Origin of the sequence: Limimaricola cinnabarinus, assembly GCF_002723615.1 — a bacterium.
Classification (GTDB): Bacteria; Pseudomonadota; Alphaproteobacteria; order Rhodobacterales; family Rhodobacteraceae; genus Limimaricola; species Limimaricola cinnabarinus_B.
The window spans coordinates 1-26,113 of the sequence record NZ_KZ304963.1; the positions used below are offsets into that span (position 1 = coordinate 1).

Sequence of the window (26,113 nt, forward strand, 5' to 3'; positions counted from 1 at the left end):
AGGCCCCTACCGGCGCGACATACAGACGTTGATCCATCGAAATGAACCGAAGCCGCCCGCATATCTCTTCAGATATCATCAATGTCAAAGAGCGTGAAGAAAACCAAACCAGAGCGCCCCCAACTTGTGGCGCCCCGCCCAGTTCCTTTCGGAATGTGTCCCCGACGCTGCATCTCTGCGCCGCCGGTGAGGGGCTATTTAGGGATGGGGCCTGCGAGTCGCAACAGCAAAAACGCATGGGAGGGCAAAAAAGTTCATCTTCTTCGACAAAGCGTTTGCCCGTGCCTCCCGCGCCACCGCTAGAGGCTGGCGCGCAGGACCCCTTCCAGCGTCTCGGTCGGCAGCGTGACAGGGTTGCCGCGCATGGATGAGGAGGCGCGCGACGCTTCTGCGAGGTCCGCCAGCTCCGCGGCATCGACGCCCATCGGGCCGAGCCGGGGCAGGCCATGATCGTCCATCCAGGCCTCCAGCGCGTCGAGCGGATCGTCCTTGGCGCCGAGTGCCGCGCCGATCCAGCCCGCGACCTCACGGTGGCGCGTCATGTCGCCCCCCTGCCCCGCCACCGCGTCGGCATTGGCGCGCAGCACGCCCGGCAGCAGACGCCCGCACAGCGCGCCATGCGGCGCCCCGGTCCGGCCGCCGAGCACGCCGGCGAAGCCGTGCACCGCGCCGAGCCCGGCATTGGCAAGCGCCAGACCGCCGAACAGGCTCGTCAGCGCCAGATCGTCGCGCGCGCCCGGGTCTTCGCCCTGCATCAGCCGCACCAGCGCCGCCAGCCCACGCGGGATCGCGTCGCGGCACAGCGCGTCGGTGAAGGGCGTGGCGCGGCACGACAGGTAGGGCTCGATCACCTGCGTCACCGCGTCGAGCCCGGAGGCCAGCGTCACGGCGCGCGGCGCGCCGTCGGTCAGCGCCGGGTCGATGATGGCGCGATCGGCCAGCATCCGGTCGTCGCGCAAGGAGACCTTGCGGCCATGCGACGGCACGCCGATCACCGCGTTCTTGGTGACCTCCGCGCCGGTGCCCGCCGTGGTCGGAAGCGCCACGAAGGGCAAGGGCGCGGCTTCGAGCGGACGCCCCTCTCCCACCACTTCGAGATGGTGCATCGCCCCGCCCGGCGCGGGGATCAGCGCCGCCGCCGCCTTGCCCATGTCGATCACCGAGCCGCCGCCCAGCGCCGCCACGACCTCGGCCCGCATGTCGCGGCCCCGCGCGACCACGGCGTCGAGATCATCAAGCAGCGGCTCGCCCTTCTGCCGGATTTCCTCGACCTCGGCGCCAAGGCCCCGCAGATCGGCGGCGAGGCGGTCGGCGCCCGGATGCGAGCCGCGCAGCAGGAGCACCCGCGCGCCATGGGCACGGATCGCCCCGGCGGCCTCACCGGCCCGGCCCCGGCCGAAGGTGACGCGGCCTGCCGTCAGGATCTCGAAGCCGCTCATGCCGAACGGGTCGCGGCAACGGCGCGGCCCCATGCGGCGTAGCCCGCCTCGCGCGTGGCTTCGTCCATCTCGGGCGCGAAGCTGCGGTCGAGCTTCCAGCGCGCGGCGAAGCCGTCCATGTCGGGATAGACCCCGGCCCGCATCCCGGCGAGCCAGGCCACGCCCAGCGCCGTGGTCTCGGTGATCTCGGGGCGGTCCACCGGCGCGCCGGTGATGTCGGCGAGGAACTGCATGGTCCAGTCGCTGGCGCTCATGCCGCCATCAACCCGGAGTGTCGCGCGCTCGCCCTCGCCCTGCCAGTCGGCGCGCATCGCCTCCAGGAGGTCGCGGGTCTGGTAGCCGACGCTTTCGAGCGCGGCGCGGGCCATCTCCTTCGGGCCGGTGTTGCGGGTGATCCCGAACACCGCGCCGCGGCAGTCCGGGTCCCAGTAGGGCGCGCCCAGACCGGTGAAGGCGGGGACCATGATCACCCGCTGCTGCGGGTCCGAGGCCTCGGCCATCCCCTGCGTCTCGGAGGCCTGTTCGATCAGGCCGAGCCCGTCGCGCAGCCATTGCACCACCGCCCCCGCGATGAAGATCGAACCTTCGAGCGCATAGGTCGGCCTGCCATCCAGCTGGTAGGCCACGGTGGTCAAGAGCCGGTGGGTCGAGCGCACCGGCGTCTCGCCGGTGTTGAGAAGCGCAAAGCACCCCGTCCCATAGGTCGATTTCAGCATGCCCGGCGCAAAGCAGGCCTGGCCCAGCGTCGCGGCCTGCTGGTCGCCCGCCACGCCGAGGATCGGGATGTCGCCGCCCAGGACGTCGGTCGTGCCGAAATCATCGGCGCAGTCGCGCAGCTCGGGCAGCATCTCCATGGGCACGTCGAGCATGCCGCAGATGGTGCTGCTCCAGCGCCCCTCATGGATGTCGTAGAGCATGGTGCGGCAGGCATTGGTGGCGTCGGTGGCGTGGACCTTGCCGCCGGTCAGGTTCCAGATCAGCCATGTATCGACGGTGCCGAACAGAAGCTCGCCCTTGCGCGCCCGCTCGCGCGCGCCGTCGACATGATCGAGAATCCATTTGAGCTTGGTGCCCGAGAAATAGGGGTCGATGATCAGCCCGGTCTTGGCGGTGACGGTCTCTTCCTCGCCCCGCTCGCGCCAGTCGCGGCAGAAGGCGGCGGTGCGGCGGTCCTGCCAGACGATGGCGTTATGGATCGGGCGTCCCGTCTCGCGCTCCCAGACCAGCGTCGTCTCGCGCTGATTGGTGATGCCGATCCCGGCGATCCCGGTGGCCGGGACGCCGGTCTTGTCGAGCACCGCGCGGCAGACGCGCAGCGTGCTTTGCCACAGGTCTTCGGGGTCATGCTCCACCCAGCCGCTGTCGGGGTAGTGCTGCGGGAATTCCTCCTGCGCCATGCCGACGATCTTCATCCCGGCGTCGAAGAGGATGGCGCGGCTCGAGGTGGTGCCCTGGTCGATGGCGAGGATGTGGGTCATCGGATGCTCGTGTCTGGAATGGGGGCGCCGCGGGCGGGACGGACCCGCCCGCGGCGCGAAGGGCCGGGGCCATCGGCCCCGGCGGTTCAGGCGATCACTGCCAGGACTGGATCAGCTCCTCATAGGCGATGGTCTCGGGCTCCTCGTCCTCGTTCTCGAGCTCGGGCTTGGGCGCGCCCGGCTGATCGAGCCAGTATTGCGGATCCCGCTCCTCGTTCATGACCGGGCCGAGATCGCCCTGGATGCCCGCGCGCTCGAGCCGCTCGAGCACCTGCTCTTGCTGCTCGCACAGGCTGTCGAGCGCTTCCTGCGCCGATTTCGCGCCCGAGGAGGCATCGCCGATGTTCTGCCACCACAGCTGCGCCAGCTTGGGGTAGTCGGGGATGTTGGTGCCGGTGGGCGACCAGCGCACCCGGTCGGGCGAGCGGTAGAACTCGACGAGACCGCCCAGGCTCGGGGCGCGCTCGGTGAAGCTTTCATGCTGGATCGTGCTCTCGCGGATGAAGGTCAGACCGGCATGGGCCTTTTCGACATCGACGGTCTGCGAGGTGACGAACTGCGCATAGAGCCAGGCCGCCTTGGCCTCGTCCACCGGGGTGCTGTCGAGAATGGTCCAGGAGCCCACATCCTGATAGCCGACCTTCATGCCGTCTTCCCAGTAGACGCCATGCGGGCTGGGGGCGAGACGCCATTTGGGCGAGCCGTCCTCGTTCACGACCGGGATGCCCTCCTCGACCAGCGACGGCACGAAGGTGGTGTACATGAACATCTGCTGGGCGATCTCGCCCTGCGCCGGGATCGGGCCGGATTCCGAGAAGGTCATGCCCGCCGCGGCCGGCGGCGCATAGGCCTTCAGCCAGTCGACGTATTTCTCGATCGCATAGACCGCCGCAGGCGAGTTGGTCGCACCGCCACGATCGACGCAGGAGCCGACCGGCTGGCTGTTCTCGTTGACGCGCACGCCCCATTCATCGACCGGCAGGCCGTTGGGCTCGCCCTTGTCGCCCATGCCCGCCATCGACATCCACGCATCGGTGAAGCGCCAGCCGAGCGAGGGGTCCTTCTTGCCGTAATCCATGTGGCCATAGACATCGCCATCGACGCCCATATGGCTCAGGTCGCGGCCGGTGAAGAACTCGGCGATGTCCTCATAGGCCGACCAGTTGACCGGCACGCCGAGCGGATAGCCGTATTCGGCCTCGAAATCCGCCATGTTCTTCTCGTCGGTGAACCAGTCGTGGCGGAACCAGTAGAGATTGGCGAATTGCTGGTCGGGCAGCTGGTAGAGCTCGCCATCCGGGCCGGTGGTGAATTGCAGCCCGATGAAATCGTCGAGGTTGAGGTTGGGGTTGGTGACCTCCGCGCCCTCATTCGCCATCCAGTCGGTCAGGCTGCGCGCCTGCTGGTAGCGCCAATGCGTGCCGATCAGGTCGCTGTCATTGACATAGGCGTCGTAGATGTTCTCGCCCGACTGCATCTGCGTCTGCAGCTTCTCGACCACGTCGCCCTCGCCGATCAGGTCGTGGGTGACCTCGATGCCGGTGATCGCGGTGAAGGCCGGGGCCAGCACGGTGGCTTCGTATTCATGGGTCGGGATGGTCTCGGAGACCACGTTGATCGACATGCCCGAGAACGGCGCGGCGGCGTCGATGAACCACTGCATCTCCTCTTCCTGCTCTTCGCGGCTGAGAGCGGAGCGTTCGATCTCCTCGTCGAGGAACTGGCGGGCGGCCTCCATGTCGGCCATGGCGGGGCCCGCCATGAGGCCGAGCGCGAGGCCCAGCGCGGTGGTGGATTTCAAGAGCGGGTTCATATGGTTTCCTCCCATTTGTCGAACCATGCAAAAGGCGCCGCCTCCCGAGCCGGCGCCATACCTTCCCGTCAGACCCAGCGGAACACCGCCGCGGCGTAGACGAGACAGACCAGCATCGCCCAGGGCTGCGCCGCCTCGGTGAGGCCGAGCCAGGCGAGATTGATGAAGGCGGAGCCCAGAAGCGTGATGAAGAGCCGGTCGCCGCGCGTCGTCTCGATCCCCAGAATGCCGCTGCGCGGCGTCTCGGGCCAGCGCGCCGCCAGCACCGTGAAGATCACCAGAAGCGCCGCGATGGTGCTAAAGAAGATCGCCGTCGGAACGGTCCATGCCATCCATGCCATGTCGTCTCTCCCTCTCTCAGACGCGGCCCAGGGCAAAGCCCTTGGCGATGTAGTTGCGCACGAACCAGATCACGAGTGCGCCCGGCACGATGGTCAAGACCCCCGCCGCCGCCAGAACGCCCCAGTCGAGCCCCGAGGCCGAGACCGTCCGCGTCATGGTGGCCGCGATCGGCTTGGCATCCACGGAGGTGAGCGTGCGCGACAGCAGCAGCTCCACCCACGAGAACATGAAGCAGAAGAAGGCGGCAACGCCGATTCCGCTCGCGATCAGCGGCATGAAGATCTTCACGAAGAACTTCGGGAAGGAATAGCCGTCGATATAGGCGGTCTCGTCGATCTCGCGCGGCACGCCGCGCATGAAGCCTTCGAGAATCCACACCGCCAGCGGCACGTTGAAGAGCGTATGCGCCAGCGCCACCGCGATATGCGTGTCGAACAGCCCCACGGAGGAGTAGAGCTGGAAGAAGGGCAGCGCGAAGACCGCGGGCGGCGCCATGCGGTTGGTGAGCAGCCAGAAGAACAGGTGCTTGTCGCCCATGAAGCTGTAGCGCGAAAAGGCATAGGCCGCGGGCAGCGCCACCGCGATCGAGATCACCGTGTTCATCGTCACGTAGATGATCGAATTGACATAGCCCATGTACCACGACGGATCGGTGAGGATCTTGGCGTAGTTGGCAAAGGTCAGGTCGCGCGGCCAGAGCGAGAAGGCCCCGAGGATCTCGGTGTTGGTCTTCAGGCTCATGTTGATGAGCCAGTAGATCGGCAGCATCAGGAAGACGAGGTAGAGCGTCATCACGATCACCGAGCCGTTCGGCCGGAACCGGCGGCGGGTGCGGGCGCGCGGCCTCGCGGCGGTGACGTCGCCGGGGATCGAGGCGGCGCCGGGGGCGGAAGTCGCGTCGCTCATCACCGGCCCTCCCTTTTGTCGAGATTGGTCATCACGGTGTAGAACACCCAGGAAATCAGCAGGATGACGAGGAAGTACATCAGGCTGAACGCCGCCGCGGGGCCAAGGTCGAACTGCCCCAGCGCCATCTTCACGAGGTCGATCGAAAGAAAGGTGGTGGCGTTACCCGGTCCGCCGCCTGTGACGACGAAGGGCTCGGTGTAGATCATGAAGCTGTCCATGAAGCGCAGAAGGATCGCGATCATCAGAACCCCCGCCATCTTCGGCAGCTCGATGAAGCGGAACACCTTCCAGCGCGAGGCCTGGTCGATCTTGGCGGCCTGGTAATAGGCGTCGGGGATCGATTGCAGCCCGGCATAGGCCAGAAGTGCCACCAGCGAGGTCCAGTGCCAGACATCCATGACGATGACGGTGGCCCAGGCGGCGATGAAATCCTGCGTGTAGTTGTAGGAGATGCCGAGCTTGGCGAGCGTGTAGCCCAGAAGGCCGATATCGACCCGGCCGAAGATCTGCCAGATCGTGCCGACCACGTTCCACGGGATCAAGAGCGGCAGCGACATCAGAACGAGGCAGAAGGAGGCCCAGAAGCCTTTCTTCGGCATGTTGAGCGCCACGAAGATGCCCAGCGGCACCTCGATCGCGAGGATGATGCCGGAAAAGACGAGCTGGCGGCCCAGCGCGTTCCACATCCGCTCGCTCTCCAACATGTCGCGGAACCAGTCGAGCCCGGCCCAGAAGAAGACGTTGTTGCCGAAGGTGTCCTGCACGGAATAGTTCACCACGGTCATCAGCGGGATCACCGCCGAGAAGCCGACGAGGATCAGCACCGGCAGGACGAGAAACCAGGCCTTCTGGTTGACGGTCTTGTTCATCACGCGGCCCTCCCCTGCGCGCCCTGCGGCGCGACTCGCCAGTCATCGGCATAGACATTGATCGCATGCGCATCGAAGACGATCCGGTCCGCGCCCGCCGGCACGGGCTCGCCCTCGTCGAGGATGGCGTTGGCCGCCGTGCCGCCGACATCGAGCCGGACGATCTTGTGGCGGCCCACATCCTCGACGCGGGTGATCCGCGCGGGCAGCCCCTCGCCGCCCGCCCGCAGCCGCACGAATTCGGGCCGCACGCCGATCTGCGCATGGCCCCCGACCGGCGCATAGGCCGCCCCGAGCGGCACCGCCGCGCCCTGCACGGTCGCGGTCGCGCCCGAGACCTCGGCGTCGAACAGGTTCATGCCGGGCGAGCCGATGAAGAAGCCGACGAAGGTATGTTCGGGCCGCTCGAACAGCTCCTGCGGCGTGCCGATCTGCACCACGCGCCCGTCATACATCACCACCACCTTGTCGGCGAAGGTCAGCGCCTCGGTCTGGTCGTGGGTGACGTAGATCATGGTGTGGCCGAAATCATGGTGCAGCTGCTTGAGCTGGGTCCGAAGCTCCCACTTCATGTGCGGGTCGATCACGGTCAGCGGCTCGTCGAACAAGAGCGCGTTGACGTCCTCTCGCACCATGCCGCGGCCCAGAGAGATCTTCTGCTTGGCGTCGGCGGTCAGCCCGCGCGCCTTGCGCCTGAGCTGGTCTTCCATGCCGATCATCGCGGCGATCGCGTTCACGCGCTCGGCGATGTATTTCGGATCGGCGCCGCGGTTCTTCAGCGGAAAGGCGAGGTTCTCGCCAACGCTCATCGTGTCGTAGACCACCGGGAACTGGAACACCTGCGCGATGTTGCGCTCGGCCGTGGGCGCGTCGGTCACGTCATGCCCGTCGAACAGGATGCGCCCGCGCGAAGGCCGCAGCAGCCCCGAGATGATGTTGAGCAGCGTGGACTTGCCGCAGCCCGAGGAGCCCAGCAGCGCATAGGCCTCGCCATCGACCCAGTCGTGGTTGAGCTCCTTGAGCGCCCAGTCGTCGTCGCTGGAGGGGTTCTTCAGGTAGGAATGGGCGAGGTTGTCGAGCGTGATCTTGGCCATGTCAGGCGGCCTCCACGTAAGAAGCAGGGGCGACGAGCGCGCCGTCCTCGGCGAAGACATAGACATGCGCCGGGTCGAGATAGGCGGTGAGCGGCTGGCCGGGGCGCAGGTTGCGCACCCCGTGGATCAGGCCGACCCAGCGTTCGCCGTGATGATCGAGATGCACGAAGGTCTCCGAGCCGGTGATCTCGGTCACCGCGAGACGCGTCTCGAAGGCGATGTCGGCCTCGCCGCGCTGGTCGAGCTCCATGTGGTTGGGCCGAAAGCCGCCCATGTAGCGCCCGTCGCGAAGCGCGCCCAGCGCGCCGGCGACCGGCACCTCGCGCCCGCCATCGAGATGCAGCGTGGCCCCGCGCTTCTCGAAGGGCAGGAAGTTCATCGGCGGATCGGAAAAGACCCGCGCCGTGGTCGCATCCACCGGGTGGCGGTAGACCTCCGGCGTCGGGCCGAACTGCGTCACCCGCCCCTCCCAGAGCGTCGCGACATGGCCGCCCAGCAGCAGCGCCTCCTCGGGCTCGGTGGTGGCATAGACGAAGATCGAGCCCGCCTCCTCGAAGATCCTGGGGATCTCGGCGCGCAGCTCCTCGCGCAGCTTGTAGTCGAGATTGGCCAGCGGCTCGTCCAGAAGCACCAGCCCCGCATCCTTCACCAGCGCCCGCGCCAGCGCGCAGCGCTGCTGCTGGCCGCCCGAAAGCTCCAGCGGCTTGCGGTCGAGCATGGGCGTGAGCTTCATCATCTCGGCCGACTTGCGCACCGCCGCGTCGACCTCGTCTTTCGACTTGCCCGAGATCCGCATCGGCGAGGCGATGTTGTCATAGACCGTCATCGACGGGTAGTTGATGAACTGCTGGTAGACCATCGCCACCTTGCGGTCCTGCACGCGCATGCCGGTCACGTCCTCGCCGTTCCACAGGATGCGGCCCGTGGAGGGCGCGTCGAGCCCGGCCATCAGCCGCATCAACGAGGTCTTGCCCGACAGGGTCGGGCCCAAGAGCACGTTCATCGTGCCGTTTTGCAACGTGAGGTCGGTGCGGTGGATATGGGTCTGCCCCTCCACCCGCTTCGACACGCCCTCCAGCGTCAGCGTCATGTCATTCCTCCCGGGTCGCCCGGCCTCAGCCGTGCCGCGCGGCCCTCTCTCCCTGCATCCAGTCCTCGAGGGCGGCGGCCTGGTCTTCCGACAGGCGCAGCCCCAGCTTCGATCGCCGCCACAGCACGTCATCCGCGTGCCGAGCGTATTCCTTTTCCACCAGCCACGCGACCTCCGCCTCGCGCAGCGTCGCGCCGAAATCGCGGCCCAGATCCTCGGGCGACCTCGCCGCCCCCAGAATGCCGCGCGCCTCGGTGCCGTAAGCGCGCACCAGCCGTCGCGCCCATGCGGCGTCGAGGAAGGGGTAATCCTCCATCAGCCCCGCAATCAGCGGCTCCACCCCGTCGACCGGGAAATCCCCGCCCGGCAACGGCGCGCCGGCGGTCCAGTCGCCCCTCTCCGTGGCCAGAAAGGGCGCGATCTTCTCCATCGCGCTCTCGGCGAGGCGGCGATAGGTGGTGATCTTGCCGCCAAAGACGTTGAGCACCGGCGCGCCGCCCGTGGCATCCACCGTCAGCGTGTAGTCGCGCGTCGCCGCCGTGGCCGAGGAGGCGCCGTCGTCATAAAGCGGGCGCACGCCGGAATAGGTCCAGACGATGTCCTCGCGCGTCACCTCGCGCTCGAAATAGCGACTGGCGAAGCGACAGAGATAGTCCTGCTCCTCGGGCGTGCATTCGGCGGGCTGCGACGGGTCGGGGTGATCGGCATCGGTGGTGCCGATCAGGGTGAAATCACTCTCGTAGGGGATGGCGAAGATGATCCGCCCGTCCGTGCCCTGAAAGAAATAGCACCTGTCGTGGTCATAGAGCCGCTTGGTGACGATGTGGCTGCCGCGCACGAGGCGCACGCCCTCGCGCGTCTCCACCTCGATCGCGCCCTTCAGAAGCTTGCCGACCCAAGGCCCGCCCGCATTGACCAGCATCTTTGCCCGATGCATGCGCCGCGCCCCGGTCTCGCGGTCCTCGACCTCGACGGCCCAGAGGTCGCCCTCGCGCGCGGCATGCAGCACGCGGGTCCGCGTCATGATCTTCGCCCCATGCGCCTGCGCGTCGCGGGCATTGAGCACGACGAGCCGCGAATCCTCGACCCAGCAGTCGGAATACTCGTAGGCGGTCTCGAAATCGGGGCGGAGCGGCGCCCCCGCCGGGTCGCTCTTCAGGTCCACCGTGCGGGTGCCGGGCAGGATCTTCCGACCGCCCAGATGGTCATACATGAAGAGCCCCAGCCGGATCAGCCAGGCCGGGCGGCGCCCCTTCATCCACGGCATCACCGTGCTCAGCAGCTTCGAGGTCGGCGTCTCGCTCTCGAAGCGCATCGAGGGGTGATAGGGCAGCACGAAGCGCATCGGCCAGGAGATGTGCGGCATGGCGCGCAAAAGCGTCTCGCGCTCGATCAGCGCCTCGCGCACCAGCCGGAACTCGAAATATTCGAGGTAGCGCAACCCGCCATGAAACAGCTTGGTCGAGGATGACGAGGTCGCCTGCGCGAGATCGTCCATCTCGGCCAGCGTGACCGACAGGCCGCGCCCCGCCGCGTCGCGGGCGATGCCGCAGCCATTGATGCCGCCGCCGATGACGAAAAGGTCGCTCACGCCTTCGGTTGACTGGATCGCAGACAAGTGGACCTCCCCGCCCCGCGTTCGGTTGCAGCATGATCCTGCCCCCTTCGAGACGCGTTTGGCAAGATGGATTTTTCGTTTTCGTTCGTTTTGAAGGCCACGCCGGAGCGGCAAAGCGGCTTCATTGGCCCGGAAAGCACCGGGAAAAGGCGGGCAACAGCGCCGTTTCAGCGCATTCGCCCCCTGCCCCAGGGCAATTCCGCGCCCATGCGCCACGCGGCCGCGTTGCATAGCGCGCATTTTCGCGCATTATGGAACACGGCCAAGGGAAGAGAGATGATGTCGCAAAGCTTCAGGCAGCCGGAAATCCTCGAGATCGCGCGCCGCGAGGGGCGGGTGACGGTGGAGGGGCTGGCCGAACATTTCGGCGTCACGCTGCAGACCATCCGCCGCGATCTCAGCGATCTGGCCGAGGCCGGGCGGCTCGACCGGGTGCATGGCGGCGCGGTGCTGCCCTCGGGCACCGCCAATATCGGCTACGAGCATCGCCGCGGCCTCAACCCCGAGGCCAAGGCCGCCATCGCCGCCGCCTGCGCCGCCGAAATCTCGGACGACGCCTCGATCTTCCTCAACATCGGCACCTCGACCGAGGCGGTGGCGCGGGCGCTGTTGCGCCATCGCGGGCTGATGGTGGTCACCAACAACATGAACGTCGCCACGATCCTCGCCGAGAACGCCGAGGCGCAGGTGATCGTCACCGGCGGCGCGCTCAGGCGCTCGGATGGCGGGCTGGTGGGCGCGCTCACCACCCGCACCATCCAGCAATTCAAGTTCGACCTCGCGGTGATCGGCTGCTCGGCGCTCGACGAGACCGGCGACCTTCTCGATTTCGATCTCGAGGAGGTCGGCGTGAACCAGAACCTTCTGGGCCGCTCGCGCCGCACCGTACTGGTGGCCGATCATTCCAAGTTCTCGCGCACCGCGCCCGCGCGGATCGCCTCGCTGCGCGAGATCGACGCCTTCTACACCGATGCGCCCCCGCCCGCGGCGCTGGCCCAGCGCTGCGCCGAATGGGGCACGCGGATCGTCGTCGCCGCAGGCTAGGCGGACACTGGCGATTCATCTTCCGAGCGCATAGAGGAAGCCGCGCCCCCCTCGCGGCGCCCGGAGAGCCCATGCGTGCCACCCTGCCCCGACTGGCCCTGCGCCTCGCGCTGGTCGTGATCCTCGTCGCGGCCAATCTCTGGCTCGCCCTCTGGCTGCGCGATTTCGCCGCCGAAATGGCGGCGCAGGGGCGGATGGACCTGCTCGGCGCCACCTTGGCCGGGCTGCTGCTGCTCTATGCCGTCGTGCTGGCGATCCCCTTCGTGCCCGGCGCCGAGATCGGGCTGGCGCTTTTGATGGCGCATGGCGCCACCGCCGCGCCCTTCGTCTGGGGCGCGACGGCGCTGGGCCTGATTCTGGCCTATGCCGCCGGGCGCGCATTGGCCGCGCCCCGCACCTGCCGGACGATCGATCGCATGGGGTTCGACCGGGCCGCCGCGGCGCTGGGCCGGCTGCGCGAGACCGATCCCGACACCCGGCTGCGCCGGCTGGAGGACAGCGTGCCGCGCTGGGCGCGGGGCTGGGTGCTGCGGCGGCGCTACCTGCTGCTGGCGCTGCTGATCAACCTGCCGGGCAATTCGCTGATCGGCGGCGGCGGCGGCATCCTGATCGCCGCCGGGCTGAGCCGCCTGTTCCGCTCCGCCCCGGTGCTGCTCACCCTCGTGCTCGCCACCGCGCCCGTGCCGCTGCTCTTGATGATCCTCGGGCCGGGCATCCTGCCCTGAGTTCGTCCCCGCCCCGGCTCTGGCCCCCTCGGGCGTGGCGCGATAACAGGGCGGGGCCGCAATGACGGGGGTTCCGTGGCCTATCTCGACAATATCCGCACCTTCGTAAGGGTCTACGAGCTGGGCTCGATGTCTGCGGCGGGCCGCGACATGCGGATCTCGGCCGCCGTCGCCTCGGCCCGGATCGGCCAGCTCGAAGCGCATCTGGGCGTGCGCCTGTTCCAGCGCACCACGCGCAGCCTCTCGCCCACCGAGCAGGGGCGCAGCTTCTACGAGGGCGCGCGCGAGGTGCTCGACAAGGTCGACGAGGCCGAGGCGCGGGTCTCCGAGATCACCGAGACGCCGCGCGGCACGATCCATGTCGCCGCGCCGCTCGGGGTCGGGCGGCGGCTGATCGCGCCGCAGCTGCCCGGCTTCGCGCAGGCCTATCCAAAGATCGATCTCAGGCTCCGGCTTTCGGACCGCAGGATCGACCTCGCCGCCGAGGCGATCGATCTGCGCTTCTTTCTCGGCCATCCCGCCGACAGCGATCTCACGATCAGGCCGATCGCCAGCTGCGCCCGCGTGCTCTGCGCCGCCCCCGATTATGTCGCGCGCCGCGGCGCACCCCGCGACGGCGCGGCGCTGGTCTCTGACAACCATGCCTGCCTCAACCTGCGCTTTCCCGGCGCGACCGAGTTTCGCTGGACCCTGCAGACGCCCGAGGGGCCGCGCCCCTACCCCGTCTCCGGGCGGCTCGAATGCGATGATGGCGACGTGCTGACGGCCTGGGCGCTCGACGGCGCGGGAATCGCCATGAAGCCGGTCTTCGAGGTGGCCGAGCATCTCGCCGCCGGGCGGCTCGTCGCGCTGTGCCACGAGACGCCGCCCCTGCCGGTGCAGATGGCCTGCCTCTACACCCATCGCCGGCTGCAGGACCCCAAGATCCGCATCTTCATGGATCACGTCTGCGGCCGCGTGGCCTCTGCCGTGGCACAGGCCGAGGCACAGGCCGGGTCGCAGGCCGGGTCGCAGGCCGCACCGGGCTGATCGGCAGATATCTGCTGATCGCGCCCCATACGGGGAACCGTTTCTGATCGCGCAACGCGACTCGGCTATACCCGGGGTAAGAGCCAAAGGAGATCGCCCTTGTTCGCAGCCGCCCAGCCCATCGAGGCCCCCGAACGTTCCGTCAGCCAGGCCGAAGCCGGCCCCCTCGTGCGCACGACCGTCCTGCTGGCCCGCGTCTGGGAGCTGCGCGATGCGCAGATGGTGGCGATCCTCGGCGGCATGCAGCCCGAAAGCTGGCGGCGCTGGCGCGCGGGCCGGGTCGAGATCGTCGATCGCGAGCGGCTGCGCCGCATGGCGCTCTTGCGCGACATCCATGTCACCACCCGCACCGAGGCCGCACGCCTCGGCGCCGCCGACTGGATTCGCGCGCGCCAGCCCCGGCTCGACCGGCGCAGCCCGCTGGAGATGATGGCCTCGGGCCGGATCGCGGATCTCATCCGGCTGCGCGACGCCTACGCCCCCCTCGCCGCCTGAGCGCGCCGAAGCGGCACGAGGCGGCGCAGCCCGGGGGCGCGCGGCGCCCCGGTTGACAGACCCGCGCCGATGGGTAGGAGGGCGCCTTTCGCCCTTCCCGCCGGAGCCCGCCCCCCATGGATCTGCCCATTGCCCAGCTGCTGGTGGCGCTCGACGTCGTCGCCGCCGTCTCCTTTGCCGCCACCGGCGCGCTGGTCGCCTCGCGCAAGGAGCTCGACATCCTCGGCTTCGTCTGGTTCGGGGTGATCACCGGCGTCGGCGGCGGCACGCTGCGCGACCTGCTGCTCGGCCTGCCGGTGTTCTGGGTCGAAGAGCCCGCCACGGTGCTGGTCTGCCTCGCCACCGCGATCGCGGTGCATTTCACCGCCCATCTGATCGAATACCGCTACCGCTACATCCTGTGGCTCGATGCCTTCGGCATGGCGCTGGTCAGCGTGGTCGGCACGCTCAAGGCCCTCGACGCGGGCGCGGGCGTCACCGTGGCCATCGCCATGGGCGTGATCACCGCCAATGTCGGCGGCATCATCCGCGACACGCTGGGTCAGGAGCCTTCGGTGATCCTGCGCCGCGAGATCTATGTCGCCGCCTCGATGCTGGGGGCGGCGGCCTGCGCGGCGCTGGTGGTGGCGGGCGCGGGGCGCGAGGCGGCGGCACTGGCGGGCTTCATCGCCGCCTTCGCCCTGCGGATGCTGGCGCTCTGGCGCGGCTGGTCGCTGCCGGCCTACCGCTCGCGCCCCGGCCGCAAGAACCCGCCCACCGGTTTCGAAACCAAGCCGTGACATGAAAAAGGGGGGCCGCCGGCCCCCCTTTCCCGTCTTGCATGCCGTGCGGCGCTCAGCCGAGCGGCCGGGTCCGGGCCGGCGTGGCCCAGGCGGTGGGGTCGATGTCGAGATCCTTGTAATCCGCGATCTCCAGCACCGGCTCCACCGCGCCCGCGCGCAGCTGGCGGCGGTAATCGGCCAGAAGCCGCAAGCCCACCGGGAACAGCATCGCCAGCGCCAAGAGGTTGACCAGCGCCAGAAGCCCCATCAGCGGGTCGGAGAAGAAGAACACTTCCGTCGCCCCGGGCGCCGCCGCGCCGAGGAACACCACCACCGGCACCGCGATGCGCAGCGCCACGCGCGCGATGGTCGTGTCCGACAGCACCGTCAGCGCGGTCTCGCCGAGATAGTAGTTGTAGATGATCGAGCTGAAGGCGAAGAGCAGCACCGCGCCTGTCAGGAAATACTGCGCCCATGTGCCCAGGTGATCGACGAGGCTCTGCTGGGTGAGCGCCACGCCGTCCACCTCGGTCGCGCCGGGCACGTAGACATCGCCCAGAAGGATGACCATCGCCGTGCAGGTGCAGATGATGATGGTGTCGATGAAGACCGAGAGCGACTGCACGATGCCCTGGCTGACCGGGTGCGGCACCGCCGCCGCCGCCGCGACGTTGGGGGCCGAGCCGAGGCCCGCCTCGTTGGAGAAGAGACCGCGCCGCATGCCTTGCGCCACCGCCGCGCCGACGCCGCCGCCGACCGCTTCCTCAAGGCCCACTGCGTTAGCCACGATGGTCCACAGCGCCGCAGGCACCTCGGTGATGTTGAGCACGATCACCGCGAGCGCCAGCACGATGTAGCCCAGCGCCATCACCGGGATCACCACGTCCGAGACGCGGGCGATGCGGCGGATGCCGCCGAAGACGATGACCATCGTCACCAGCGCGAGACCCACGCCGACCCAGATCGGATCGAGCCCGAGGCTGTCATTCGCGGCCACGGCCACGGTGTTGCCCTGAAAGGCCGAGAAGCCGAGGCCGAAGGAGGCCAGGAGGCAGGCGGCATAGAGCATGGCAAGCCAGGTGAAGCGCTTGCCCAGCCCGTGGATGATGTATTGCGCCGGCCCGCCGCGGAAGGTGCCGTCGGGCTCGGTGCGCTTGTAGAGCTGCGCCAGCGCGCATTCGAACAGCGAGGTCGCCATGCCGATCAGCGCCACGACCCACATCCAGAACACGGCGCCCGGCCCACCGAGCGTGATCGCCACCGCGACGCCCGCGATGTTGCCGCCGCCGACGCGCCCGCCGATCGACACCAGCAGCGCCTCGCGCGAGGAGACGCCGCCGTCGCGGTTGCCGCGCTCCGAGAGCACGCCCCACATGCGCCCGAAGAAGCGCAGCTGGACAAAGCCCGACATCAGGGTGAAGGCCCCGCCGAGCACGATCAGGAACGGGATGAGCGCCCACCCCCATGTGGCGTCTCCGATCCAGCCGAAGAGCGTCTGCAATTGTGTCATCTGGTCCTGTCTCCCCTAACGCGCGCAATATCCAAGGTGCGGCTCTGTGGCGCGTTTGCGCAAGCGGCGCAACGCATTGTTCACGAGAACCGCGTCAGAGAAGCACCAGCACCACGGAGCCGACATAGAGCCCCAGCACCAGCACGCTTTCGAATCCGATCCGCACCGGCCCCGCCTTCTGCCGCCGCAAGAGGCCCAAAAGCAGCACCCCCGTCATCAGCATGGCGATGAGCGCGGTGGAGCGGTCGCCCGCGGTCATCGCGCCGTAGATCGAGCCCTCGTCGAAGAAATCCGCCGCCGAGAGGAACATCACCTCGAAGGCATTGCCGCCGATGATGTCGCCCACGGCAAGGCTGACCGCGCCGATCCGCACCGCCGCGATGGCGGTGACCAGCTCGGGCAGCGAATTGGCGACGCCGGCAAAGATCGTGCCCACAGCGCTTTCGCCCATGCCGGTGATCTCGACGAGCGCGAGGCTCGCCTCGCCGATCACCCAGCCCGCCACCGCCGTCACCCCGGCATAGAGGGCAAAGCGCAGCCACAGGCCGCTGTCGGACTTGCCGTCCTCGCGCTCGGGCTCGGAGACCTCCTCGCGCGTCTCGTCGGTCTGGACCGGCTGCCACATCGGGTCGTCATGGATCTGGCTCAGGAGATGCAGGCCGAAGCCGTAGCCCACCGGGATCAGCACCGAGGCGGGATGCACGCCCCAAACGGTGATCTGCGGCTCGGCCGAGGCGATGAGCGGGATCGAGAGCAGCACCACCAGCAGCACGCCCTGCGCGAGGCCGGTGACCGAGGCCGCGGCATGTTCGAGATTGGCGCGGCGGTAGAACAGGTCGGCCACGGCGATGAAGGCGGTCTGCGCCGTCAGCCCGCCCAGCGCGTTGCCCACGGCGAGGCCCGAGGCCCCCTGCGCCGCGGTCGAGATCGAGGTGATGGCGCCGGGCAGCGAGGTCGCGGCACCGACGAAAAGCGCGCCCGCGACGACCTCTCCCATGCCGGTGCGGTCGGCCAGCGCATCGGCCACATGGGCAAGCCGCACCCCGGCCAGCGCGATGGCCGCCGCCGCCATCGCGAAGATGCCGGCGACGGCCCAGAGCGAAAGTCCCGCGAGGTCCATCTAACGCGCGGATCCGGCCGTCATTCGGCGGCCGTGAACTCGCGGCCTTCGAACAGCGCGCAGGAGCCGTCGCTGTCGCCGATGGCAAAGCCCGTCGGGCTCTGGCTGATGTCGCAGCGCATCGGGAAGATCGCCGTACCCGTGTCGCCCTGCGCCTCGTCGAGCGTCAGCACGCCGTTCTCGACGCTGTAGAGGCCATTGACGCGGCCCAGCTGGTTGCTGCCGGCCATGCTGAAGCGCCCGTCTTGCGAAAACTTCACCGCGATCGGCCCGAGCCGGTAGAGACCGGGCGCGATGGTCGCTGCGGGCTGCGCGGCTTCGGTGGCATCGGTGTCGGCCGGCGCGGCGGCGGGGCCTGCGGGCGCGTCCTTGGGGCCGTCGGGCGCGTTCTGCGCCGGCGCGATCGCCTGCTCCTGCTCTGCGGCCGGCGCCTGCGCGGGCGTTTCGGCGGCAGCGGCCTCCTCATCCGGCAGGTCGCTGATCTGCGGGCGCGCGGGGGCTTCGGTTTGGGTCGCGCGCGGCACGACGGGCGCGGGCGTGCCGCTCTCGCCCTCGGGGGCCGCCGCGTCCTCGGTCCCGGTCTCCATGCCGGTCTCGGCGGGCAGGTCGGTGATCATCGGACGCGCGCCTTGCGGCGCGCTGGCAGTGCCGCCCCGCGTCGCGGCAGCGGCGATGCGGCTTTCGACCTGCGACAGCTCCTCGGCCCGCATGGCGAGGTTCTGCGCCAGCCGCGCGACCTCTTCCTGCAGCAGCTGCTGCTGATCGCGCGCGGCCTCGACCTCGCCGCTCAGCGCCTCGCGCTCCTCGGACAGCCGCGCCACCTCGGTCTGCAGCCCGTCGCGGCGCTCGGTCAGCTCGGCCATACGCGCTTCGGCTTCGGAGACCTGCTGTTCGAGCGTGTCGTTGCGGTCGCGCAGCTCGCCCAGCTCGGTCTCGGCCTGCGAGACCTGCTCGGTCAGCTCGGCGGCCTCGGTGCTCAGCGTTGCGAGAAGCTGGCGCAGCTCGGCCTCTTCGGCACGCGCCTGTTCGAGCCGGTCGGTGACATCGCGCAGCTCGGCCATCGCCGTTTCGGTCTGAGCCTGCGCGTCGGCGCGGCGGGTCTCGATGCTGTCGAGCTCGCTGCGCAGCGGCGCGAGCCGCTCCTCGAGCGCCTGCGTCTCCGCCTGCGCCTGGCCGAGATCGGTCTCGGCGGTGGCGATCTGCCCCGAAAGCTCCTGCAGCCGCGCCTCGGCGGGGGCGATCTCGGCCTCGATCGTGGCGCGGCGGCTCTCGAGCTCCTGCTCCTCGACCCGAAGCTGATCGAGCTCGCCGCGCAGCGCCTCGATGCTGCCCATGGTCTCGGTCTGCACCGCGATCTGGTCTTCGAGCTCGACCACGCGCGTCTGCGTCTCCTCCAGATCGCCGCCGATCGAGGAACGGGCGATGAGCAGCCACAGCACCAGGATCCAGCCGATCACCGCGGCGGCCACCGCGATCCAGAATTTCGACGAGTTGGGCCGCTTGGCGGGTTCGGCAGTATCGGTCATGTCGTAAGATCTCCCCTCGTGGCACGCCTGGGCGCCGCATTCTTGTCGCGATGGGCCAACCGGGGCGAGCGCGGCGGGTTCCGCCGGAGGCACGAAAAATCCGCGGCCCGGCCGTCAGCGCGGCGGCCAGACCCGCGCCACCGCCTCGCCTATCTCGCGCAGCGGATGGGCCACCGTGCGGGTCCGCAGCGGCAGCACCGCCCCGCCCGGCCCGTAGCCCAGCGCCGCCATCGGCGCTTTCGCCGCCTCCGGCAGCGGCATCCGCTCGCGCAGGTCGTAATCGAGATTGCCGTCGCGCACCGGTTCGGGCGCCTGGCCCGCATCGGGCCGCGCGCAGAACGCCGCCAGGGCCCGCCGCGCCGCGCCGGGGTCGGCGACGAGATCCTCGTAGCGCAGGATCAGCCGCGCATGCAGCCGCGCGGCGTCGTCGAGCGCCAGCGCATGGGCCCGGCCCCAATGCGCCACCAGCTCGGCCTCGGTCAGATCGCTCCATTTCCCGGTCGCCCGCGCCACCGCCACCGGGTGCCGGGTGACGATCACGAATTGCGACAGCGGAAAGAGCTGCTGGTAGAGCCGGCTGCGCAGCAGGTTCACCGGCGATTTCTCGGCCCGCCACGGCGTGTCGGGGAACCACGGCGCCCAATCGGCCTCCAGCCGCTCGCGCACCTCGCGCCGGTCGAAGCGGCAGCCTTCGACAAGGTGCTGCGCGGGATCATGGGCAAAGCGGCCCGGCGCCCCGGACAGCGCGTCATGCGGAATAGCCCCCTGAAGATAGACCCCTTCATTCTCCGGCACCGGCGCGTCCGTTATCGTACCGATCCCCGCGATCGAACCCGCGATCCGCGCCGCGAGCGAGGTGCCCGAGCGGTGCACCCCCCCAATGAACAGGTAACGATGACGCATGGTTTGGCTCTCCGCTTCGTTCGGCTGTGCCGCAGCTAGGGCGGGCTTGCCCGAAATCCGCAACTGTACGCGACGGAACAGGGGGGGAACCGAAGCGGGCGACGCGGCATTGGGCCGCGAAACCGAGAGTTTGGCGAAAGTTTTCCCGATGTACGTGATGCAGATCGCGCTCGGCGGCTGCCTCAAGGCGCCGCCCATTCCCTATGGGCTGACCGACGATACCGGCGGTCACATCGCCTATGTGCTGGCCGCCACGCGGGCGCTCGAGGCACGGCCCGACATCGAGCGGGTCGAGGTCGTCACCCGGCGTTTCGACCGGCCCGATCTCGGCGCGATCCACGCCCGGCGCCACGAGCGGCTGGGGCCGAAATCCTCGATCCTGCGGATCGATGACGGCGCGGCGGACTACCTCTCCAAGGAGGCGCTGGAGGCGCGGCTCGACGCCTTCACCGAAGCCTTCCTGCGCCATCTCGACGGCCTGCCGCGCAAGCCCGACGCGATCCACGCCCATTTCGCCGACGCCGCGCGCGTCGCCCTCGCCGCGCGCGAGCGGTTCGGCATCCCCGTGCTCTACACGCCCCATTCCCTCGGTCTCGACAAGGCGCAGGCCATGGCAGGCAATGCAAGCGCCGCCTCGGGCATGGAGCGCCGCATTGCCGAGGAAACCCGCGCCATCACGGGGGTTTGCGCCACCGTCGTCTCCTCGCGCGAAGAGGCCGAGCGGCAGGTCTGCGCCTACCGGGGCGCCGATCCGGCCCGCGTCCACTGCATCGCCCCCGGTGCCACCCTGCCCGCCGCGCCCGACCGGGCGGCGGCCCGCGCGCTCATCGCGCCATGGCTCGATGATGCGGACAAGCCGATGATTCTCGCCGTGGCGCGCCCGGTCGAAAAGAAGAACCTCGCCGGGCTGGTCGAGGCCTATGCCAAGACGCCCGGCCTGCGCGAGCGGGCCAATCTGGTGATCCTCGCCGGTCTGCGCGGCCCCACCCGACAGGGCAGCGACGAGCAGCGCCGGGTGATCGCCGGGATCGAGGGGGCGTTGCGCCGTCACAAGCTCGAAGGACGGGTGGCCCTGCCGCCCGAGCATGACGCGGCGAGCCTGGCCGGGCTCTACGCCCTCGCCGCCGAAGGGCGCGGCGTCTTCGCCAACCCGGCGCTGACCGAGCCCTTCGGCCTGACCCTCCTCGAAGCGGCCGCGTCCGGCCTGCCGGTGGTGGCGACCTGCCGGGGCGGGCCGTCGGACATCGTCGCCCGCATCGGCCACGGCCTGCTCGCGGAGCCGACCGATGCGCAGGCCTTCGGAGCGGCGCTGTCGCGGCTGCTGACCGATGCCGATCTGCACGCGCGCTGCCGCGCCGCGGCCGCCGGTCATGGCGCGGCCTATTCCTGGGAGGGCTGGGCCGAGCGGGTGACGCAGCTCATGGCCCGCCTCGCCCGTCCGCGCCCCCTCGCGGCGCCATCGCGCATCCTCGCCAGCGACATCGACAACACGCTGACCGGCGATGCCGCGGCCCTGCCCGAATTCGCCCGCTGGCGCGCCGGGGGCCATGCGCTCTTTGCCGTGGCCACGGGGCGCAGCATCACCGAGGCGCGGCGCATCCTCGCGGAATGGGAGATCGACGAGCCCGATGCCTTCATCACCTCCGTGGGCTCCGAGATCTACCGCCGCGACGCCCAAGGGCGGCTCGGCTTCGATGCGACATGGGCGTGCGAGATCGAGCGGGACTGGCGCCGCGAGGCGATCCGCGCCACGCTCGACAACCCCTCGATCCGGCCCCAGCCCGCGATCGAGCAGCGCCCCTGGAAGCTGAGCTATTTCGGCGATGCGCGGCAGGCGATGCGGATTCGCAACCGGCTCGACATGGCCGGCCTCGCGGCGCGGGTCATCGCCTCGCATGGGCGGCTGATCGACGTGCTGCCGGTGCGCGCGGGCAAGGGCGCGGCCATCGCGCATCTGGCCAAGGCCCATGGGCTGACGCTCGACCACTGCGTCGCGGCGGGCGATTCGGGCAATGACGAATGCATGCTGCGCGCCGCCGGGCGGGCCATCGTGGTCGGCAATGCCGATGCCGATCTGGCCCGCCTGCCGCGCCGCCCCGGCCTCTTTCGCAGCCGCGAGGCCCATGCCGCGGGGCTGCTCGACGGTCTGGCCTGGGCCGGGCTGCACCAGCGGGCGGAGGCTCCGGCATGGCGGATGGCGGCGGAATGAGACCGATCGGCTACTTCGTCCACCACCAGGGCCGCGGCCATGCCGAGCGCTGCGCCGCCATCGCCCATGCGCTGCCGCCCGAGCGGCCATTGGTGATCTTCTGCGCCCGCGACGACATCTTTCCGCCCCTGCCCGCCCAGGCGCGGATCGTCACCATCCCCTCGCTGTTCGAGGCCACGGGGGCGGAGGCGCCGGGCCTTGCCGATCTCGACACGCCCGACACGCTGCATTGCGCGCCCGCCGGCTGGCCCGGCATCCGCGAGGCGATGGGCATCATCGCCGGCTGGTTTCGCGAGGCCGACCCGGCGCTGATGATCTGCGACGTCTCGGCCGAGATCGCGCAGCTTGCGCGGATCTGCTCGGTGCCGCATGTGAAGGTGGTCCAGCATGGCGACCGCAGCGATCCGGGCCATGTCGCGGCCTATCGCGGCGCGCTGGGGTTGCTCGCGCCCTGCCACGCCGATCTGGCGCAGCCGGACTGGCCCGACTGGATGATCGGCAGGATGCATTTCGCCGGCGGCCTCGGCATCGCACCGATGCCCGATCGCGCCGAGGCCCGCGCGCGGCTTGGGCATGCGCCCGATGACAGGATCGCCCTTGTCGTTTCGGGCGGTGGCGGTTCGGGCTTTGCGCAGGCCCCCATCGGGGTCGGCGCGCGCACGCTCTCCGACTGGCGCTGGCACACGATAGGCCATGTGGAGCGCGACTGGCACGCCACCGAGCCCGGCAACCTCGTCCATCACGGCTGGGTCGATGACGCGGCCGACCGGATCGCCGCCGCCGATCTGGTGATCGCCTCGACCGGCAACACCACCTGCCATCAGGTGATGGCGGCGGGCGTGCCGTGGATCGCGGTGCCCGAATGGCGCTATTTCGACGAGCAGCACGAAAAGGCCCGCGCGCTCGACGCCGCCGCCATTGCCCATGTCGCGCCGCACCTGCCCTCATCGGCCCATGCCTGGCGCGCGGCGTTCGACACCGCGCAGGCCCGGCACGACGCCGGGCGCATGCGCGCCCTCGTCGATGCCGATGCCGCGCACGCCACCGCCCACTGGCTCGAAGAGCTGATTCACCGCGCCTGGGGGGCCGAGGCCCCGCTCGCCCTCGTTGCCGAATGACATATCGGAGACCCCGGATGACCGCTTCCGTCCTGACCATCGCCCGCGGGCGCGCCGCCCATCTCGCCAATCTCGTGCGCGGCCTCGCCCGCCAGACCGAGCTGCCATCCGAGCTGGTGATCGTGCGGATGCAGCCCGAGGCCTACGAGCTGCCCGACGCCCCCTTCCCGGTGCGGCAGATCGAGCTGATCCGCGACAGCCTGCCGCTGGCCGAGGCGCGCAACCTCGCGGTGCGCGAGGCCAGGGGCGACGAGCTTTTGTTCCTCGACGTGGATTGCATCCCCGACCCCGGTTTCGTCGCCGAGTACCGCCGCCACCTCGCCGGTTTCGACGGGCTGGTGATGGGCGAGGTCATGTATCTGCCCGACGGGGTGAACCGCGACGGCTGGGACTACGCCGATTTCGAAGCGGTGGCCGAGCGCCATTCCGACCGGCAGGGCCCGCCGCCCGAAGGCATCCGGCCCTGCCACGACTACCGCTGCTTCTGGTCGCTCAACTTCGCGATCCGCCGCGCCGATTTCGAGCGCGCCGGCGGCTTTGACGAGCGGTTTCACGGCTATGGTGGCGAGGATACCGATTTCGGCCGCCTGCTCGACGAGGCCGGGGTGAAGATCGGCTGGGCCAGGGGCGCGCGCGCCTATCACCAGTATCACCCGCATCACATGCCGCCCGTGCATCACCTCGAAAGCGTCGTGCGCAACGCCGAGCTGTTTCGCGAGAAATGGGGCCATCGCACCATGGGCCACTGGCTCCATGCCTTCGAGCTGATGGGGCTGATCGCGCAGGACGAGGAGGAGATCCGCATCCTGCGCGCGCCCTCCGAGGCGGATCTGGAGCTGACGCGCCACCAGAGCCACCGCCCCTATTGCAACTCGGCCGAGGTGATCCGCGAGATCGAACGCCGCCGCGCGCAGGCCATCGCCGCGCAGTAGCGCTCAAGCGATCGCCGCGCAGCAGCGCTCAGGCCCCGGTGGCGGCGACCTCCGGGGCCAGCCAGAGCTCGTGCGGCGCGTAGGCGATGCCGGGCCACTCCGCATCGCGCGCCGCGATCGCCTCGCCATAGAGCGCCTCGTAGCCATCGACCATCGCCCGCACCGAAAACCGCCCCTCCACCCGCGCCCGCGCCGCCTTGCGCGGCAGCGCCATCGCCTCGCGCAAGGCACGCGCGAGCGCCGCGGCGTCATCGGGGGGCGCATAGGCGCCGCACTCGCCGATCACCTCGCGCACCGCTCCCATCTCGATCGCCGCGACCGGCAGGCCGCAGGCCATCGCCTCGATCGCGGCGAGGCCGAAGGGCTCGTCCCATAGCGGCGTGAAAAGCAGCGCCGAGGCGCGGCCGAAGGCGGCGGCGAGATCGGCCCCCTCAAAATGCCCGCCATAGCGGATATCGCCGCCCAGATGCGGCCTGACCTCGTTCTCGAAGTAATCGCGGTGCTCGACCACGCCGTAGAGCGTCAGCGGCACGCCCGCGATCCGTGCCGCCTGCGCCGCGAGATGCGCGCCCTTGGTCGGGGTGATCCGCCCGGCCCAGACCGCCGAGCCGTCGCCCGCTGCGCAATAGGGCCAGTCGGCCAGGGCGATGCCGTTGCCGACCACCCGCGCCGAGGGCGGCGTGTCGTCCCACCAGCGGCCGAGCTGGCGGCGCGAGCAGGTGGTGACGAGATGCCATGGCGCGAGGCTGTCATTCATCGCCCGGCGCAGCGCCGCGAAGGGCGGCACATGCATCGACGACACCATGGGCAGGCGTTTCGCGCGCGACACACGCGGCACGAAGCGGTGCAGCGTGTTGTTGTGCACCACGTCGAAGCCCCCCGCCGCCACGTCGCGGCAGGCGCCCGCGAAGGCCGTGTCGAGATGGTCGTTGAGCGTGTCGGTGCCGTGAAAGTCGTGCCACGGGTAGCGGCGGTCGTAATGCTCGGCCACCACCGGATGCAGCGTCACGCCCGGAGGCGGCGCGCTGTCGCCGCTGGCGAACATCGTCACCGCGTGGCCGCGCGCGGCAAGCTCGCGCGCAAGATACCAGCCATGCGCCTCCATGCCGCCCATGAAGGGCGGGCGCACGGGGTGACGGATATGGGTCATCAGGGCGATCTTCACGGCGGGCGGCTCCGGGCGGTGGGGTTCGGGCGGTGGGGTTCGGGCTGCAAGCTGCGCCGCGCGGGCGACGGGTCAAGCGCGGATGCGGTGGCGCAGCGCCCGGCCCGCAAAGCCGCCCCCCGGAGGAACGAAGCCGCCCTGCTCGTCGTTTCTTCGGCGGACACAGGGCGGAAAGGACACTTCCATGAGCCTCAAACGTATTCTCGGCGTCATGCTGGCCTCGCGCATGGCCGGTCGCGGCCGTCGCCGCGGCTCGCTCGGCAATGCCGCGCTTCTGGGCGGCCTCGGCAGCCGCGGCCTGCGCGGCAAGGCGGGCGTCGCGGCACTCGGATACATGGCCTACAAGGCCTATAACGATCACCAGGCGCGCCAGCGCGCCAGCGGCTCGACCGCGCATGCCGGCGCCTCCACGGGCACCGCCTCAAAGGCGAGCGCCAGCTCCGGTCTGAGCGGCATCTTCGACCAGATCGCAGGCGCGCTGGGCGGCGAGGCGCAGTCTTCCGAAACACCCGATCCGCGCCACGCCGAGGCCGCCGAGCGGATGAGCGACGACCGCGCGCTCCTGCTGATCCGCGGCATGATCGCGGCGGCCCATGCCGACGGCACGCTGTCGATGGACGAGCGCCAGCGCATCAGCGGCCAGCTCGACGAGGCCGAGGCCACGGCCGATGAGCGGCGGCTGATCTCGACCGAGATCGAGAACCCCAAGCCGCTCGATACGCTTCTGACCCAGATCAACGACCACGACACGGCGATCGAGTTCTACCTCGCCTCCCGCGCGGCGGTGGATTCGGAGACCGAGGCGAACCGGGCCTATCTGACGCTGCTGCGCCACCGGCTCGACATCACCGAGGAGGAGGCGCGCGAGGCCGAGGAGCTGGCCCCCTGAAGCCGCGCCCTGCCCCGGCTTTCGGACATGCGAAA

23 protein-coding genes are annotated in these 26,113 nt (G+C 69.8%); 9 read left to right on the top strand and 14 right to left on the bottom strand.

Annotated features, from left to right (window positions below; all coding sequences use genetic code 11):
* Positions 1 to 299 precede the first annotated feature (299 nt).
* From CJ301_RS12390 to glpD, 9 genes are all read right to left on the bottom strand, one after another.
* Positions 300 to 1,439, bottom strand: a complete 1,140-nt coding sequence (locus CJ301_RS12390; RefSeq protein WP_099277799.1) for an iron-containing alcohol dehydrogenase — start codon at positions 1,437 to 1,439, stop codon at positions 300 to 302.
* The gene (glpK, locus tag CJ301_RS12395) at positions 1,436 to 2,917 is read right to left on the bottom strand and encodes a glycerol kinase GlpK (RefSeq protein WP_099277725.1); all 1,482 of its coding nucleotides are present in this window, start codon (positions 2,915 to 2,917) and stop codon (positions 1,436 to 1,438) included. The genes CJ301_RS12390 and glpK overlap by 4 nt, the downstream gene beginning before the upstream one ends.
* A 94-nt stretch (positions 2,918 to 3,011) precedes the next feature.
* On the bottom strand, positions 3,012 to 4,730 hold the full coding sequence (locus CJ301_RS12400; RefSeq protein ID WP_099277726.1) for an ABC transporter substrate-binding protein: 1,719 nt from the start codon (positions 4,728 to 4,730) through the stop codon (positions 3,012 to 3,014).
* Between the two features lie 68 nt (positions 4,731 to 4,798).
* Entirely contained in the window at positions 4,799 to 5,071 is a 273-nt protein-coding gene (locus CJ301_RS12405) for a DUF2160 domain-containing protein (protein WP_099277727.1), read from the bottom strand.
* 16 nt (positions 5,072 to 5,087) lie between these two features.
* On the bottom strand, positions 5,088 to 5,978 hold the full coding sequence (locus tag CJ301_RS12410) for a carbohydrate ABC transporter permease (RefSeq protein WP_173812361.1): 891 nt from the start codon (positions 5,976 to 5,978) through the stop codon (positions 5,088 to 5,090).
* Positions 5,978 to 6,850, bottom strand: coding sequence for a carbohydrate ABC transporter permease (locus CJ301_RS12415; protein WP_017928076.1), 873 nt, complete (start codon positions 6,848 to 6,850; stop codon positions 5,978 to 5,980). The genes CJ301_RS12410 and CJ301_RS12415 overlap by 1 nt, the downstream gene beginning before the upstream one ends.
* Positions 6,850 to 7,944, bottom strand: a complete 1,095-nt coding sequence (locus tag CJ301_RS12420) for an ABC transporter ATP-binding protein (RefSeq protein ID WP_099277728.1) — start codon at positions 7,942 to 7,944, stop codon at positions 6,850 to 6,852. The genes CJ301_RS12415 and CJ301_RS12420 overlap by 1 nt, the downstream gene beginning before the upstream one ends.
* Position 7,945: 1 nt before the next feature.
* Positions 7,946 to 9,034 (bottom strand): ABC transporter ATP-binding protein, encoded by a 1,089-nt coding sequence (locus CJ301_RS12425; protein ID WP_099277729.1) that lies wholly within the window; start codon positions 9,032 to 9,034, stop codon positions 7,946 to 7,948.
* A gap of 25 nt (positions 9,035 to 9,059) precedes the next feature.
* The gene (gene glpD / locus CJ301_RS12430; RefSeq protein WP_254050147.1) at positions 9,060 to 10,625 is read right to left on the bottom strand and encodes a glycerol-3-phosphate dehydrogenase; all 1,566 of its coding nucleotides are present in this window, start codon (positions 10,623 to 10,625) and stop codon (positions 9,060 to 9,062) included.
* A gap of 306 nt (positions 10,626 to 10,931) precedes the next feature.
* Here glpD and CJ301_RS12435 point away from each other — a divergent pair, with 306 nt between their 5' ends.
* The 5 genes from CJ301_RS12435 (at position 10,932) to CJ301_RS12455 (ending at position 14,724) form a co-directional block, all read left to right on the top strand.
* Positions 10,932 to 11,696 (top strand): DeoR/GlpR family DNA-binding transcription regulator, encoded by a 765-nt coding sequence (locus CJ301_RS12435; RefSeq protein ID WP_099277801.1) that lies wholly within the window; start codon positions 10,932 to 10,934, stop codon positions 11,694 to 11,696.
* Positions 11,697 to 11,767: 71 nt separating this feature from the next.
* Positions 11,768 to 12,421 (top strand): hypothetical protein, encoded by a 654-nt coding sequence (locus CJ301_RS12440; RefSeq protein WP_099277731.1) that lies wholly within the window; start codon positions 11,768 to 11,770, stop codon positions 12,419 to 12,421.
* 75 nt (positions 12,422 to 12,496) lie between these two features.
* Complete coding sequence (locus CJ301_RS12445) at positions 12,497 to 13,450, top strand: LysR family transcriptional regulator (protein WP_099277732.1); 954 nt, start codon at positions 12,497 to 12,499, stop codon at positions 13,448 to 13,450.
* A 99-nt stretch (positions 13,451 to 13,549) separates the two neighbouring features.
* Complete coding sequence (locus CJ301_RS12450) at positions 13,550 to 13,945, top strand: hypothetical protein (protein ID WP_099277733.1); 396 nt, start codon at positions 13,550 to 13,552, stop codon at positions 13,943 to 13,945.
* A gap of 116 nt (positions 13,946 to 14,061) precedes the next feature.
* Positions 14,062 to 14,724: a trimeric intracellular cation channel family protein gene (locus CJ301_RS12455; protein WP_099277734.1), complete on the top strand. Its 663-nt coding sequence runs from the start codon at positions 14,062 to 14,064 to the stop codon at positions 14,722 to 14,724.
* A 55-nt stretch (positions 14,725 to 14,779) separates the two neighbouring features.
* Here CJ301_RS12455 and CJ301_RS12460 read toward each other — a convergent pair whose 3' ends face one another.
* The 4 genes from CJ301_RS12460 to CJ301_RS12475 all read right to left on the bottom strand — a co-directional run bounded on the left by CJ301_RS12460 (position 14,780) and on the right by CJ301_RS12475 (position 19,765).
* Positions 14,780 to 16,216, bottom strand: a complete 1,437-nt coding sequence (locus tag CJ301_RS12460; RefSeq protein ID WP_099277735.1) for an alanine/glycine:cation symporter family protein — start codon at positions 16,214 to 16,216, stop codon at positions 14,780 to 14,782.
* 94 nt (positions 16,217 to 16,310) lie between these two features.
* Positions 16,311 to 17,336, bottom strand: coding sequence for a sodium:calcium antiporter (locus CJ301_RS12465; RefSeq protein WP_099277736.1), 1,026 nt, complete (start codon positions 17,334 to 17,336; stop codon positions 16,311 to 16,313).
* A 20-nt stretch (positions 17,337 to 17,356) separates the two neighbouring features.
* Complete coding sequence (locus tag CJ301_RS12470) at positions 17,357 to 18,862, bottom strand: hypothetical protein (RefSeq protein ID WP_099277737.1); 1,506 nt, start codon at positions 18,860 to 18,862, stop codon at positions 17,357 to 17,359.
* Positions 18,863 to 18,976: 114 nt separating this feature from the next.
* On the bottom strand, positions 18,977 to 19,765 hold the full coding sequence (locus CJ301_RS12475; protein WP_099277738.1) for a sulfotransferase: 789 nt from the start codon (positions 19,763 to 19,765) through the stop codon (positions 18,977 to 18,979).
* A 157-nt stretch (positions 19,766 to 19,922) separates the two neighbouring features.
* Between CJ301_RS12475 and CJ301_RS12480 the strand changes: the two genes are divergently transcribed.
* Genes CJ301_RS12480 through CJ301_RS12490 form a run of 3 tightly spaced genes read left to right on the top strand, consistent with a single transcriptional unit; the run spans position 19,923 to position 24,024 of the window.
* A complete protein-coding gene (locus tag CJ301_RS12480; RefSeq protein ID WP_216823291.1) occupies positions 19,923 to 21,974 on the top strand; it encodes an HAD-IIB family hydrolase in 2,052 nt (683 codons plus the stop codon).
* Complete coding sequence (locus CJ301_RS12485) at positions 21,971 to 23,092, top strand: glycosyltransferase (protein ID WP_099277802.1); 1,122 nt, start codon at positions 21,971 to 21,973, stop codon at positions 23,090 to 23,092. The genes CJ301_RS12480 and CJ301_RS12485 overlap by 4 nt, the downstream gene beginning before the upstream one ends.
* Positions 23,093 to 23,109: 17 nt before the next feature.
* Complete coding sequence (locus CJ301_RS12490) at positions 23,110 to 24,024, top strand: glycosyltransferase family 2 protein (protein WP_099277740.1); 915 nt, start codon at positions 23,110 to 23,112, stop codon at positions 24,022 to 24,024.
* Between the two features lie 28 nt (positions 24,025 to 24,052).
* Here CJ301_RS12490 and CJ301_RS12495 read toward each other — a convergent pair whose 3' ends face one another.
* Entirely contained in the window at positions 24,053 to 25,189 is a 1,137-nt protein-coding gene (locus CJ301_RS12495; protein ID WP_099277741.1) for a glycosyltransferase, read from the bottom strand.
* 184 nt (positions 25,190 to 25,373) lie between these two features.
* Between CJ301_RS12495 and CJ301_RS12500 the strand changes: the two genes are divergently transcribed.
* Complete coding sequence (locus CJ301_RS12500) at positions 25,374 to 26,078, top strand: DUF533 domain-containing protein (protein WP_099277742.1); 705 nt, start codon at positions 25,374 to 25,376, stop codon at positions 26,076 to 26,078.
* Positions 26,079 to 26,113 lie beyond the last annotated feature (35 nt).